Here is a 13,699-nt window from a genome sequence, read left to right on the forward strand (position 1 = left end):
ATCCTGCCGCTGCGCCGCACCGGTTCGAACCGGCGGGCCGCTCGCGGCGACAGAGAAGAACATTACACACCCCCTGCGCCCCCCGCAAACCATCTGGGCCGTTTGTGCTGCACCCCACAGGAAGCCCTCATCCGCCGGCCGAGGACCACGACGAGGCCCCCGAGCCCCGCGGCTGACAGCCGCGGGCCTCGGGGGCCGAGCCAGGCGCGCACCCGCATGAAGGTGCCTTTCGGGTCACTCCCCCAGCACGACTCCCGCCATGTTCTTCTTGCCGCGCTTGAGCAGGGCGTACCGGCCGTGCAGCAGCTGCTCGTCCTCTAGCTGAGCCTCGATGCCCTGCACCTTCTGGTTGTTCACGGAGACGCCGCCCTCCTGGAGGGTGCGTCGCGCCTCGGAGCGGGTGGTCGACAGCCCCGTGGCCACGAGCAGGTCGATCAGCGCTCGATCCTCAGCACCCACGGTCGCCGAGGGGAGCTCCCCGATCACCGCGGCCAGGGTCTGCTCGTCCAGAGCGCCGAGGTCCCCCTTGCCGAACACGGCCTCGGAGGCCGCGATCGCCTGCTCGGTGGCCTGGGCCCCGTGCACCAGCACGGTGACATCCCACGCGAGCTGCTTCTGCGCCTCTCGGCGGAAGGGCTCCTCGGCGACCTTGCGCTCGAACTCGGCGATCTCCTGGCTGGTGCGGAAGGTGAAGACCTTGAGGCGGTCGACCACATCGGCGTCGGCGGTGTTGAGCCAGAACTGGTAGAAGGCGTACGGCGAGGTCAGCTCGGGGTCCAGCCAGATGGCGTTGCCCTCGGACTTGCCGAACTTGGTGCCGTCCGAGTTGGTGATCAGCGGCGTGCCGATGGCCTGGACCGCGGTCCCCTCGACCTTGCGCACCAGCTCCGTGCCCGAGGTCAGGTTGCCCCACTGATCCGAGCCGCCGGTCTGCAGCATGCAGCCGTACTCGCGGTGCAGGTTCAGGAAGTCCATGCCCTGCAGGATCTGGTAGCTGAACTCGGTGTAGGAGATGCCCTCCTCCGAGTTCAGCCGCTTGGCCACGATCTCCTTCTTGATCATGGTGCCCACGCGGAAGTGCTTGCCGATGTCGCGCAGGAAGTCGATCGCCGACATCCCGCCGGTCCAGTCCATGTTGTTGACCATGCGAGCGGCGCTGTCGCCGTCGAAGGACAGGAAGCGCTCGATCTGCTGGCGCAGCTGCCCGACCCACTGCTCCACGACCTCGCGGGTGTTCAGCACCCGCTCCGAGGTCTGGCGGGGATCGCCGATCAGTCCGGTCGAGCCGCCGACGAGCCCCAGCGGACGGTGCCCAGCCAGCTGCAGCCGGCGCATGGTCAGCAGCTGCACCAGGTGCCCCAGGTGCAGCGAGGCCGCCGTGGGATCGAAGCCGCAGTAGAACGTGATCGGCTCCCCGTCGAGCAGCTCCTGCAGGGCCGCCTGGTCCGTCGACACGTGCACGAGCCCGCGCCAGTTCAGCTCCTCCCAGATGCCCGGGAAGTCGGGGTCGTTGTGCTGGGCGGCCAGATCGATCGCGGTGGTGGGTGTCGGGGTCACGTCGGGGTACCTCTCGGGTTGCGGAAGCGGAAGGTGTTTCAGGCGCGGACGCCGTCGTAGCCGGCTGGCAGCGGGCCGGCCGAGACGGTGCGCAGCCTCTGGGTGGGTCTGGTCATGGCCACATACAGGGAACCGACGCCGTCGTACTCGTCGATGATCTCCTGCGGCTGCACGAGGACCACGGAGTCGAACTCCAGGCCCTTGGCATCCCACGTGGACAGCACGACGACCTGGTGCTCGAGCCGGCGCACACCGGCGCCCACCCTGCCGGGCAGGCGCTCGGCGAGATGCCGGCCGATCTCGCGGACGCGGTCCTCGGGGGCGATGACGGCCACGAGGCCGCCCTGGACGACCTCGAGCTCCTCCTCGAGCTGGTCGTCGATCGCGCGCATGATCGCGGCGTCGTCGGCCTGAGCGGGCAGCTCAGCAATGATCGGGGGCTCCCCCTCTCGCACCGCCCGCGGAGCGGCCACGTCCTGACCGGCGGCGCGGGCGACGGCCGCGGCGACCGAGGCCACCGCCTCAGGCGTGCGGTAGTTGACCGTGAGCTCCTCCAGGCTGAAACGCTCCCCCACGAAGGGCGCCAGGGCCTCGCCCCAGGAGGCGGCGGCCGAGGCCGAGCCGGCCTGGGCGATATCGCCGACCACCGTGAACGACTTCATGGGGCATCGGCGCATGAGCACCCGCCACTGCATGGGCGTCAGCTCCTGCGCCTCATCCACCACGACGTGCCCGTAGGCCCAAGTCCGATCGGAGGTCGCGGCCTCGGCCGCGGTCATCCGGTGCTCCTGCTCCTCGTTGAACTCCGTGAGGTCGCTGGCGCTCACCACGCCGTCGACCCCGACGTCCTCGAGGGCCTGGCTCATGTTGTAGAGCGCCCGCTCGGCCATCTCGGTGGCCTTGGCGCGCTCCGCCTCACCGGTGCGGATCCGCACGCCGGCGTCCTCGAGGGTGCCCAGGCGCTCCGCGGCCTCGTCCAGCAGCGGGACGTCCGAGACGGTCAGCGCAGCGGCGGCCGGGCGCTCGAGCTGGTCCCGCTGGGCGGGGCTCAGGTGGCGGAAGGCCGAGTCGAGGTAGCGCCGCTTGGCGAAGAGCTGGCGCACCAGCGTCTCGGCTGACAGCGGCAGCCACAGCAGGTTCACGGCCCGGCGCACCTCGGGGGCCTGGCGCAGGTCCTCCACCAGGTAGGAGCGATCGATCGCGTTGCCGGAGGAGGCGTCGAGCTCCTCCCCCAGCTTCTCGGCGAGCTCGCGCAGGATGATCTTCACGAAGGTCGCGCGGGCCTCGTTGTGCGGCTTGCCCGTGCCCCTGGCCTTCTCCCGGGCCCGTCGGGCGAGCTGCCGGGTCAGCACCACGCGGTGCGAGTCCACGGTGAGCACGAGGTCGCGCTCGGGCAGCTTCTGCCGGTCCTTGACCGCCTGCTTGATGACGTCGACCATCTCCAGGCCAGCCTTGAGACCGGCGACCTCGCGGTCGCGCTCCGGCGCGCCGTGGATCCCGGGGAACAGATCGGCCAGCGACGACATCACCACGCCCGTCTCGCCCAGAGAGGGCAGCACGCGGTCGATGTACCACAGGAACGACGACGACGGCCCGACGAGCAGCACCCCTGACTTGCGCAGCCGCTCCCGGTGCTCGTAGAGCAGGAACGCCGCGCGGTGCAGGGCGACCGCGGTCTTGCCTGTGCCCGGACCGCCCTGGACCACGCGCACGCCCTGCAGAGGGGCGCGGATGATCCGGTCCTGCTCGGCCTGGATCGTGGCGACGATGTCCGTCATGCGACCCGTGCGCTTGGAGTTCAGCGCCGCCAGCAGAGCGCCTTCCCCCTGCAGGACGGACTCATCGTCGAGCAGCTCGGGGTCCAGGACGTCGTCCTCGATCCCCGAGACATGGCGTCCGTCGAGGATCAGGTGGCGACGGCGGCGCACACCCATGGGGCTGCGGCCCGTGGCCTGGTAGAACGCAGCGGCCTCGCGGGCGCGCCAGTCCACCAGGAGGCGTCGGTGGTCCTCCGTGGCCAGGCCGATGCGCCCGATGTAGCGCGTGGAGGCCTCTCCGGTCTCGGTGGTGTCCAGGCGTCCGAAGGCCAGCCGCTTGTCGACGGCCTCGAGCTGGGCGAGCCGGTCCTCGTAGTGGGTGGCGAAGGCATCGCGCTCCGAGCGGGACTGATGTCCCGTGCCCATGTCCGTGCGGCGCACGCGCGCCAGATCATCGGCCTTCTCGCGTCGCAGCTCGTCCAGGCGGTCGTAGAGCCCCGTGACGTAGCGCTGCTCGATCTCCAGCTGCTCGTCCAGTGCGCTGCTGCCGTGGCCCTGCCCGCGGTCGTCGGGCAGGCTGGTCTCAGCACCGCTGCTCCTGGCGACATCCGTCATGTGCTCGTGCTCCTTGAAACGTCCGCCTCCCCGATCAGCCGCGATCGGGGAACCAGTCATGCTAATCCCCCGGGCATGAACAGGAGGTTGCCCGCAGCGCTTCATGTCGTCCGCCCTCAGCGGATCGCGGCGGGACCTCCCGGCTCTCAGACGCGATACAGGGCCCGGGTGCGGTGCCCGCCCAGCTTGCCGCGGCCGCGCTGATCGGTCAGCTCCATCAGCAGCCCGAAGCCCGCGATGTGCAGCCCCGCGCGGTGCAGCAGCTTGGCACTCGCCTCGAGCGTGCCGCCGGTGGCCAGGATGTCGTCGACCACGAGCACGCGGGAGCCGCGGGCGACGTCGTCGGTGTGGATCTCCAGCACGGCCGAGCCGTACTCGAGCTGGTAGCTCTCCCGGTAGGTCTCCCGGGGCAGCTTGCCCTCCTTGCGGATGGGGATCACGCCGGCGCCCGTGGCGCGCGAGACCGCACCGGCCAGCAGGAAGCCGCGCGCCTCGATGCCCGCCACGTACTCGAACTGCCCCCGGAAGGCCTCACCCAGGGCGTCCACGGCGCGGGCGAAGGCGGCCCCGTCGGCGAACAGCGGCGTCAGATCCCGGAAGAGGACCCCGGGCTCGGGGTAGTCCGGGATCTTTGCGCACAGCCGGTCGATCATCTCCTCGACCGATTCGGGTCGCGGGGCGGGCACGGGAGCAGGGCTGGGCTGAGTCACCCGGCCATGTTAGTGCCACCGCCGCGGGTGCGCCGCTTCTTGGGCGTCGCACGACGGTACGGGGAGACCGTGGGGTCGCCCTGGGCGGCGAAGCGCCATGGGAACCGCTCCGTGCCGCCCTCCCCCGAGACCCCTGTGCGCGGGGTCGTCACGATCGTCTGCGGAGGGCTCCCCGGTGCGAGCACCAGGTGCCGGCCGCCGTCGTCGTGCGCGCGGCCGCGCAGGGGCGCGCCGTCGTCCTGCAGGCCGAGCCCCAGGGCCTGGGCGAGGTTGCCCGGGCCACGGGCCAGGGAGACCGCCGCGGGCTCCGAGGCCCGCCGGGCGCTGCGACGGGCCACGGCCAGGTCCTGGCCCTCGACGACCTCGCCGGAGCGCAGCAGGCAGCCGCCGGGGATGCCCTGCGGGCGGCACACCAGGTTCAGCGCATGATGCAGCCCGTAGGTGAAGTACACGTAGGCGTGACCGGCCGGGCCGAACATGGACGCATTGCGCGCGGTGCGCCCGTTGTAGGTGTGCGCTCCGGGGTCCGGCAGATCCGTGTCCGCGGGCCCGCCGTAGGCCTCGACCTCTGTGAGGCGCACGGTCACGCGGCCCTGCGGGGTGATGGTGGTGAGCAGGCACCCCAGCAGCAGCGGCGCGGCCTCCGGGGCCGGGCGCTGCAGCAGCTCGAGCAGCTGAGGGTCCAGATCAGCTGTTGCGCTCTCGTGCATCCGTCCGCTCAGGCCTGGACGACGGGTGCGCGGTTCTCGAAGGCCTCCAGAGCCGCCAGGCGCTCCTTCAGCGCCGCCAGCTGAGCGGCGACGGCGTCGGGACCGGTGCCGCCCTGCGAGGACCGCGAGCGCAGGGAGCCCTCCAGCGTCAGGACCTCGCGCACCTGCGGGGTGAGGCGCTCGTCGATGGCGGCGAAGTCCTCGTCGGTGAGGTCCCACAGCTCGATGTCGCGCTGCTCGCAGACCCGCACGGCGTCGCCGGAGATCTCGTGGGCGTCGCGGAAGGGCACGCCCTGGCGGACCAGCCACTCGGCGATGTCCGTGGCCAGCGCGAATCCGCGCGGTGCCAGCTCGGCCATGCGCTCGGTGTGGAAGCTCAACGTGGCGACCATGCCGGAGACGGCCGGCAGCAGGACCTCGAGCTGATCGATGGCGTCGAAGACCGGCTCCTTGTCCTCCTGCAGATCGCGGTTGTAGGCCAGCGGCAGGGCCTTGAGCGTGGCCAGCAGACCCGTGAGGTCGCCGATCAGGCGCCCCGCCTTGCCGCGGGCGAGCTCCGCCACGTCCGGGTTCTTCTTCTGCGGCATGATCGACGAGCCCGTGGAGAACGAGTCGTGCAGGGTCACGAAGGAGAACTCCTTGGTGGCCCAGGTGGTGATCTCCTCCGAGATGCGGGAGACGTCGACCGAGAGCATGGCGCAGATCCAGGCGAACTCGGCGTAGACGTCGCGCGAGGCGGTGCCGTCGATCGAGTTGTGGACCGCGGAGTCGAAGCCGAGCTCCTGGGCCACGGCGTTCGGGTCCAGCCCGAGCGTGGACCCGGCGAGAGCGCCGGAGCCGTACGGGGAGACGGCCGCGCGGCGGTCCCAGTCCGCGAAGCGCTCGACGTCGCGGACCATGGCCCAGGCGTGGGCCAGCAGGTGATGCGAGAGCAGGATCGGCTGGGCGTGCTGCAGGTGCGTGCGCCCCGGCATGGGTGCGAACGGGTGCGCCTCAGCCTGCTGGACCAGCGCGCGGACGACGTCCAGCAGCTCCTTGGCAATGATCGAGGCGTGGTCGCGCAGGTACATGCGGCCCTCGGTGGCGATCTGGTCATTGCGCGAGCGGCCCGCGCGCAGCTTGCCGCCCAGCTCCGGGCCGGCGCGCTCGATCAGCCCGCGCTCCAGGGAGCCGTGCACGTCCTCGTCCGACTCGGCAGGCCGATAGGCCCCGGAGCGGACGTCTGCCTCGAGCTGATCGAGCGCCTCGATCATGCCCGCGAGCTCGTCGTCGGTGAGCAGGTCCACGGCGTGCAGCACGCGGGCGTGGGCGCGGGAGCCGGCGATGTCGTACGGAGCCAGGCGCCAGTCGAACTGCGTCGACTTGGACAGCGCCGCCAGGGCCTGATCCGGTCCGCCGGCGAAGCGGCCTCCCCACAGCGCGCCCTCGTTGGTCCCGTGCTTGACGTGCTCTGCCACTGGTGCTGCTCCTCGATCGCTTCCGTCTACTGGTCCCAGCTTAGGGCTGGAGGTGTGTGGGTTCGTCGTTCACTTGGTACGGGATGGCCGGTGGGCCCCTTCCTTGACTGCTTCGCTTGATGTCTGCGGAAGGGGCCCACCGCCCATCCCCCGCGCCGACGCCTCGCAGCCTCACGTCACCGAAGCAGGCCGTCGCAGCCTCCCGAGGGGCCGCGTGTGCAGGGCATCATCCGGTGAAGGTCGGCACACGGGGCTCCTCGCGAGGTCGTCGGGAGGGAGTCGCGTCCGGGTCCGCGAACGACGGACGCCGGCCGACCACGTCGCGGACGGGAGAAGGCGCGGCCGCCCCTCCTCCCGCAGACGTCAAGCGAAGCAGTCAAGGGAGGAGGGGCCGCCGCGCCCTCCGTGACGAGCCAGGATGCTCAGAGCAGAAGCCTCACTTGCCCTCGGCAGCCAGGCGCTGGTCGCGAGCGGAGGCGACCTTCGAGGACATGCCGAACAGCTCGATGAAGCCGCGGGCCTGGGACTGGTCGAAGGAGTCGCCCTCGTCGTAGGTCGCCAGGTTGAAGTCGTACAGCGCGGTCTCCGAGCGACGGCCGGTGACGGTGGCCTTGCCGGCGTGCAGGGTCATGCGGATGTCGCCGTTGACGTAGCGCTGGGTGTCGTCGATGAAGGAGTCCAGGGACTTCTTCAGCGGGGAGAACCACTGGCCGTCGTAGACCAGCTCGGTCCAGCGCTGGCCGACGGTCTTCTTGAACCGGGCCTGCTCGCGCTCGACGGTGACGTTCTCGAGCTCCCGGTGCGCGGCGATCAGGGCCATGGCGCCGGGGGCCTCGTAGATCTCGCGGGACTTGATGCCCACCAGGCGGTCCTCGACGATGTCGATGCGGCCCACACCCTGGGCGCCGGCGCGGCGGTTCATCTCCTGGATGGCCTCGAGCGGGGTCACCGGGCGGCCGTCGATCGAGACGGGGATGCCCTGCTCGAAGCCGATGATGACCTCATCGGGCGCCGGCGGGAAGGCGGGATCGTCGGTGTAGTCGTAGACGTCCTTGGTGGGGCCGTTCCAGATGTCCTCGAGGAAGCCGGTCTCGATGGCGCGGCCCCACACGTTCTGGTCGATCGAGAAGGGGTTCTTCTTGGTCGTCACGATCGGCAGGTCATTGCGCTCGGCGTAGTCGATGGCCTTCTCGCGGGTCAGCGCCAGGTCGCGCACCGGGGCGATGCACTTGAGGTCCGGGCCCAGGGTCTGGATGCCGACCTCGAAGCGGACCTGGTCGTTGCCCTTGCCGGTGCAGCCGTGGGCGACGGTGGTGGCGCCGAACTGCTTGGCCGCATCCACCAGGTGCTTGACGATCACGGGGCGCGAGACGGCCGAGACCAGCGGGTAGGAGTCCATGTACAGGCCGTTGGCCTTCAGCGCCGGCATGCAGTACTGCTCGGCGAACTCGTCGCGGGCATCGGCGACCACGGCCTCCACGGCGCCGCAGTCCAGCGCGCGCTGGCGGATGGCCTCGAGGTCCTCGCCGCCCTGTCCGACGTCCACGGCCACGGCCACGACCTCGGCCCCGGTGGCCTCGCCGATCCAGCCGATGGCGACGGAGGTGTCCAGGCCGCCCGAGTAGGCGAGTACGACGCGCTCGGTCATGAGTGTCTCCTTGAGAGGTTCGATGCTTCAGGTCTTCTGTGCATGACTATACACAGCGTGTTGTATTTATGCATTGCCGGGGTGCGTCGGCAGGCGGGATACTGGGTGGTCGATCCCCGAGCACGACCGCGGGCGGCCTCTGACCGCCATCATCTCGCAGTCGGCGCCCCGACCCCGCCAAGGAGCACCATGTCCGAGCACAGCACGAGCCCATCCTCCCCCGACGCCGAAGGCCAGTCCCCGGCGGGAGCCTCACCTCAGACGGGGCAGGGCGCGCCGCAGCTCAGCGAGGAGGAGCTCGCCCTGCTGAACCAGATGTTCGACCTGGCCCGCGAGGGCAGCACCGATCAGCTGCGGCAGGCCCTGGAGGCGGGGGTGCCGGTGAACCTCACCAACGGCAAGGGCGACACCCTGCTGAACCTGGCCGCCTATCACGAGCACGAGGACACGGTCGCGATGCTGCTCGAGGCCGGCGCCGACACCGAGCGGGTCTCCGACATGGGCTTCACCGCCCTGATCTGCGCCGTGTTCCGCGGCAACGAGTCCATCACCCGACGCCTCCTCGAGGCAGGGGCCGGGCAGGACACCGGCTTCCAGCCGGCTCGGGCCGTGGCCCAGGAGTTCGGTCGCGAGAACGTGATCCCGCTGCTCGACGAGCACGCCTGAGCACGGCGGAACGTGCGCTTCGGCCCGCCCCTGATCAGCTCGGGTCGATCTCCCGCTTGAGGATCTTGCCGGTCGAGCCCTTGGGCAGCGCGTCGACGACCTTGTAGGCCTGCGGGCGCTTGTAGCTGGCCAGCGACTGGCGCATGGTGGCGCGCAGCTGTTCGATCACCTCGGCCTCCTGCGCCCCGTCGCGCAGCACCAGGCAGGCCACGACCTGCTGGTCGGTGGTCGCCCCGCCGCGACCGACGACCGCGGCCTCCTCGACCCCGGGGTGCTCATAGATCAGCTCCTCGATCTCGCGCGGGTACACGTTGTAGCCGTTGCGCAGGATCGTGTCCTTCTTGCGATCGACGATCCAGAGTCGGTCGTCCTCGTCCTGACGCGCCATGTCCCCGGTGCGGAAGTACTCGCCGGCGAAGGCCGCCGCGGTGAGCTCGGGCTGCTTCCAGTACCCGGCCATGACATAGCGACCGGCCACCGCCAGCTCCCCGATCTCGCCGCGCGGCAGCTCACGGCCGTCGTCGTCGAGGATCGCCACGCGGGCCTCCTCCACGGGGGTGCCGATCGAGCCGGGGACGCGCTGGTCGACGGGCTGGTTGAACGCGACGACGGGCGAGGTCTCGGAGAGCCCGTAGCCCTCGTAGAGAGTGATCCCGAACAGCTGCTCGAACCGGCGCAGGACCTCGACCGGCAGGGCCGCTCCGCCGGAGAGCGCCGAATCCAGGCTCGGCAGCTCGAGCGGCTGTCGGGCCTGGACCTGGCACAGCGCCATGTGCATGGACGGCACGCCGATCACGCGGGTCACCCCGTGCTCGCCCAGCTGCTGCAGCACAGCGCGCGGCTGGAACGACGGGACCAGGCTGATGCAGGCCCCGACCGCCACCGGGGCGTTCAGGCACACCGTCTGGCCGAAGACGTGGAAGAACGGCAGCGCCCCCAGGATCACGTCCTCGGGCACGTAGCTGAACATGCGGGTGGTCATCCACGCGTTCGAGGTGACGTTGTCGTGCGTCAGGGCGGCGCCCTTGGGCTCGCCGGTAGTCCCGGAGGTGAACAGCAGCACCGCGAGGTCGTCGGCGGCGCGCTCGACCGGCTCCCGGACCTCGAGGTCTCTCGACGGCGCGGCGAGGGTCTGCTGATCCAGCAGGAGCAGGGGGACCGACGGCTCGAGCTCGGCGCAGGCCTGCTCGGCAGGTGCGCTCACCGCGTCGTGGACGACGACCGCGCTGAGCTCGGCCGTGCGGAACAGAGCGGTCAGCTCGCGAGCGCTGAGCAGCGGGCTGAGCGGGACGACGACGGCGCCCAGGCGCAGGATGGCGTAGTACGCGACCGGCATCTGCGGCGCGTTGGGCGCCACGAGGGCGACACGATCCCCCACGCCCACACCTGCCTCGTGCAGCCGCTGGGCGAACGCCGCGGACAGCGCGTCGAGCTGCCCGTAGCTGAGGCTCAGCTCCCCCAGGCGCAGGGCCGGGGACTCGGGGGCTCGGCGGGCGGAGTCGGTGAGCAGTGTCGCGAGGTTCGTCACGTATGGGGGCCTTCTGGCTCGGTGCGTCCGTCACCGGACGCAGGAGCGGGCCCGACGGCCCGGCTCCGTGCGAAAGGAGGTGCAGGTCCGATCCGGATCCGGGCGCTCGCGCGCGTCAGTCGCCTCCCGCCAGCCGCAGGAAGAACTCCGCCAGCTCGGCGCCCCCGGAGGGGTCGCGGCTGACGACCATGATCGAATCGTCCCCGGCGATGGTACCCAGGACGAGCTGGACAGCGGCCTGATCGATGATCGAGGCGAAGTACTGCGCGGCCCCCGGCGGGGTCTTGAGCATGACGAGGTTGCCGGAGGACTCGGCGGTGACCAGCAGCTCGCGGCACACACCGGCAAGGCGGGCGTCGGGTCCGGCGGAGCCGTCCGGTCCCGCGACCTCGCCGGAGGCCGGCGGCACGGCGTAGACCAGCGAGCCCGACGAGTCCCGCACGCGCACCGCCCCGACCTCGACGAGATCGCGCGAGAGCGTGGCCTGCGTGACCTGCAGGTCGTCGCGGGCCAGCAGCTCGGCGAGCTCGGTCTGCGAGTGCACGGAGCCCGAGCTGACCAGGGCGACGATGCGCGCCTGGCGGGCGATCTTGGTGGCCGGGATGCTCATCAGCCCAGCTCCGGCAGGGTGATCTCGCCCGTCTCGAGGCTGTACTGCCCCGAGGCTGCCAGCAGCCAGACCATCAGCGCCTTCTGGGCGTGCAGCCGATTCTCGGCCTCCTGGAAGACCAGCGAGCGCGGGCCGTCGATGACCTCGGCCGAGACCTCGCTGCCGCGGTAGGCCGGCAGGCAGTGCATGAACACGGCCTCGGGGGCGGCCTGGTCCATGGCCGCGGTATCGATCGAGTACGGGCGGAAGACCTCGGCGCGCGCGTCCTTCTGGTCCTCCTGGCCCATGGAGACCCAGGTGTCGGTGCAGACCACATCGGCCTCGGCGAGCGCGTGGGCGGGATCCTCGGTCACGAGCATCGAGCCGCCCGTGAGCTCGGCGAGCTCGCGCGCCCGGGCCACGATCGACTCCTCGGGCAGGTAGCCGGCAGGGCCCGCGACGCGCACGTGCATGCCGGCGGTGGCCATCCCCAGCAGGTACGAGTTGGCCATGTTGTTCGCGGCATCGCCCAGGTACGCGAAGCTGCGCCCGGCCAGCTCGCCGAAGTGCTCGCGGATCGTGAGCAGGTCGGCCAGGATCTGGCACGGGTGGTACTCGTCCGACAGCGCGTTGATCACCGGGACGTGGGAGTGCTGCGCCATCTCCTCGAGACCGGCCTGGTCGTACGTCCGCCACACGATCAGCCCCACCATCCGGGAGATGACCCGGGCGGTGTCTGAGACCGACTCCTTGACCCCCAGCTGCGCCTCCCCCGGATTCACGACCAGGGGCGATCCCCCGAGATCCGCGATGCCCGTGGCGAACGAGTAGCGCGTGCGGGTGGAGGTCTTGTCGAAGATGACGGTCGCGGTCTGCGGCCCCGCCAGCGCGCGATGGCGCCACCGGTCGGCCTTGAGCTCGAGGGCCAGGTCCAGGACCTCCGCCTGCTCGGCGGGGCTCAGATCCGTGTCGCGAAGGAAGTGGCGTGGCATGAGGCGTCCTCTCGGAAGGAAGGTGGGGCCGACGGGCGGAGGCGGAAGGCTCAGGCGCCCGGAGCGCTGAGCACGGCCTCGCGGGCCGCGTCGAGGATGGAGGGCAGCGCCCCGAGCAGCTCGTCGGCCTGCTCTGCGCTGAGGATCAGCGGCGGGGCCAGGCGCAGCGTGAGCGGCCCCGGGGCATTGACGATGAATCCCGCGCGGCGGGCCGCCGCCACGACGGCCGGGGCCAGAGCGGCGGTCTGCGATGCCGAACGATCGATCGGCTCGAGGTCGATGCCGATCAGCAGCCCGTGGGCGCGGACCTCGGCGACGCCGTCGATCGCGCGCAGTCCGTCGGCCAGATGCTGACCCACCGAACGGACGTTCTGCAGGATCTGCTCGTCCTCGATCGTCGTGAGCGTGGCCAGACCGACCGCGGTGGCCAGCGGGTTGCCGCCGAAGGTCGTACCGTGCTGGCCAGGGCCGAGCAGACCGGAGGCGTGCTCGCCGAAGGTGATCATGGCCCCGATCGGGAAGCCTCCGCCCAGCCCCTTGGCCAGCGTCATGGCATCCGGGGCATCGGCACCCGAGAGCTCCGCCGAGCTGGCGAACCACTGCCCCGTGCGCCCGACGCCCGTCTGGACCTCGTCGACGATCAGCAGCGCCCCGTGCTCGCGGGTGAGCTGCCGAGCCCGGCGCAGCCATCCCTCGGGCAGCGGTCGCACGCCGGCCTCGCCGCGCACGGGCTCCACTATCAGGGCGCTGACGGTGTTGTCGACGGCGGCCTCCAGCGCCTCGAGCGTGGGGGCGAGGAACTCCACGCCGGTCGGCAGCGGCTCGAACGGCTCCCGGTAGGCCTTCTTGGCGGTCATGGCCAGCGAGCCGGCCGTGCGTCCGTGGAAGGAATCCTCCAGGGCCAGGATCCGCGTGCGGGGACCGTCCGGGCCGGGGACCTCGTGGCCCTGGCGGCGGGCCAGCTTGAAGGCGGCCTCATTGGCCTCCGAGCCGGAGTTCGCGAAGAAGACCCGCGAGCCCTCCGGCGCCCCGGTCAGCTCGAGCAGCTTCTTGGCCAGCTCGATCTGCTGCGGCGAGGTGAAGAAGTTGGAGATGTGGCCCAGGGCGGCCGCCTGCTCCGAGAGGGCGCGCACCCAGGCGGGGTGGGCGTGGCCCAGCGCGTTCACGGCGATCCCGCCCAGCAGATCCAGCAGGCGGTTGCCGTCGGCGTCCCACACGACAGCACCTTCACCGCGGGCGAGCACGGCCTGGGGCGGGCCGAAGACGTTCATCAGGTGCTGGGAGTACTGCTCGAGCAGGGCCTCCGCGGAGGCGTCCTGGGCAGAGTGCGTGCGGCTCATTCGGGGTCCTCCGTCGTGGTGGTCTCGGTCGGGGCGGTCTCCGCCGCGCCGACGGTCTGCGCGCTGCGTCCTGCGCCGGAGGAGCCCTGCGCGGCCTCCTCGCCGGTCGGGTGCTTCCCCGCACCGGATC

At 71.2% G+C, this 13,699-nt stretch carries 11 protein-coding genes; 1 reads left to right on the plus strand and 10 read right to left on the minus strand.

Translation table 11 applies throughout. The features are described from left to right. Nucleotides 1–234: 234 nt before the first annotated feature. The 6 genes from tyrS to RF645_RS10660 form a co-directional block, all read right to left on the minus strand. Nucleotides 235–1,557, minus strand: a complete 1,323-nt coding sequence (tyrS, locus tag RF645_RS10635; RefSeq protein WP_368819077.1) for a tyrosine--tRNA ligase — start codon at nucleotides 1,555–1,557, stop codon at nucleotides 235–237. A 38-nt stretch (nucleotides 1,558–1,595) separates the two neighbouring features. Continuing rightward, on the minus strand, nucleotides 1,596–3,929 hold the full coding sequence (locus RF645_RS10640; protein ID WP_368819078.1) for an AAA family ATPase: 2,334 nt from the start codon (nucleotides 3,927–3,929) through the stop codon (nucleotides 1,596–1,598). 146 nt (nucleotides 3,930–4,075) lie between these two features. Further along, on the minus strand, nucleotides 4,076–4,582 hold the full coding sequence (locus RF645_RS10645; protein WP_029643733.1) for an adenine phosphoribosyltransferase: 507 nt from the start codon (nucleotides 4,580–4,582) through the stop codon (nucleotides 4,076–4,078). Between the two features lie 53 nt (nucleotides 4,583–4,635). Further along, nucleotides 4,636–5,349: a DNA-3-methyladenine glycosylase gene (locus tag RF645_RS10650; protein WP_368819079.1), complete on the minus strand. Its 714-nt coding sequence runs from the start codon at nucleotides 5,347–5,349 to the stop codon at nucleotides 4,636–4,638. 8 nt (nucleotides 5,350–5,357) lie between these two features. Beyond that, a complete protein-coding gene (argH, locus tag RF645_RS10655) occupies nucleotides 5,358–6,806 on the minus strand; it encodes an argininosuccinate lyase (RefSeq protein ID WP_006214543.1) in 1,449 nt (482 codons plus the stop codon). Between the two features lie 436 nt (nucleotides 6,807–7,242). Further along, the gene (locus tag RF645_RS10660) at nucleotides 7,243–8,454 is read right to left on the minus strand and encodes an argininosuccinate synthase (protein WP_006214542.1); all 1,212 of its coding nucleotides are present in this window, start codon (nucleotides 8,452–8,454) and stop codon (nucleotides 7,243–7,245) included. Nucleotides 8,455–8,643: 189 nt separating this feature from the next. On the opposite strand from RF645_RS10660, the gene RF645_RS10665 reads away from it, so the two are divergent. Further along, the gene (locus tag RF645_RS10665) at nucleotides 8,644–9,120 is read left to right on the plus strand and encodes an ankyrin repeat domain-containing protein (protein ID WP_368819080.1); all 477 of its coding nucleotides are present in this window, start codon (nucleotides 8,644–8,646) and stop codon (nucleotides 9,118–9,120) included. Between the two features lie 34 nt (nucleotides 9,121–9,154). On the opposite strand, the gene RF645_RS10670 is transcribed toward RF645_RS10665, so the two are convergent. The 4 genes from RF645_RS10670 to RF645_RS10685 all read right to left on the minus strand — a co-directional run bounded on the left by RF645_RS10670 (nucleotide 9,155) and on the right by RF645_RS10685 (nucleotide 13,569). After that, on the minus strand, nucleotides 9,155–10,648 hold the full coding sequence (locus RF645_RS10670) for a long-chain fatty acid--CoA ligase (RefSeq protein ID WP_053447588.1): 1,494 nt from the start codon (nucleotides 10,646–10,648) through the stop codon (nucleotides 9,155–9,157). Nucleotides 10,649–10,763: 115 nt separating this feature from the next. Beyond that, nucleotides 10,764–11,258: an arginine repressor gene (locus RF645_RS10675; protein ID WP_368819081.1), complete on the minus strand. Its 495-nt coding sequence runs from the start codon at nucleotides 11,256–11,258 to the stop codon at nucleotides 10,764–10,766. Next, nucleotides 11,258–12,229, minus strand: coding sequence for an ornithine carbamoyltransferase (gene argF / locus RF645_RS10680; protein WP_006214538.1), 972 nt, complete (start codon nucleotides 12,227–12,229; stop codon nucleotides 11,258–11,260). Before argF ends, RF645_RS10675 begins: the two co-directional genes overlap by 1 nt. Before the next feature lie 50 nt (nucleotides 12,230–12,279). Continuing rightward, nucleotides 12,280–13,569, minus strand: coding sequence for an acetylornithine transaminase (locus tag RF645_RS10685; RefSeq protein ID WP_006214537.1), 1,290 nt, complete (start codon nucleotides 13,567–13,569; stop codon nucleotides 12,280–12,282). Between the last annotated feature and the right edge of the window lie 130 nt (nucleotides 13,570–13,699).

The organism is Kocuria sp. CPCC 205260 (genome assembly GCF_040981045.1).
Taxonomy (GTDB): domain Bacteria; phylum Actinomycetota; class Actinomycetes; order Actinomycetales; family Micrococcaceae; genus Kocuria; species Kocuria palustris.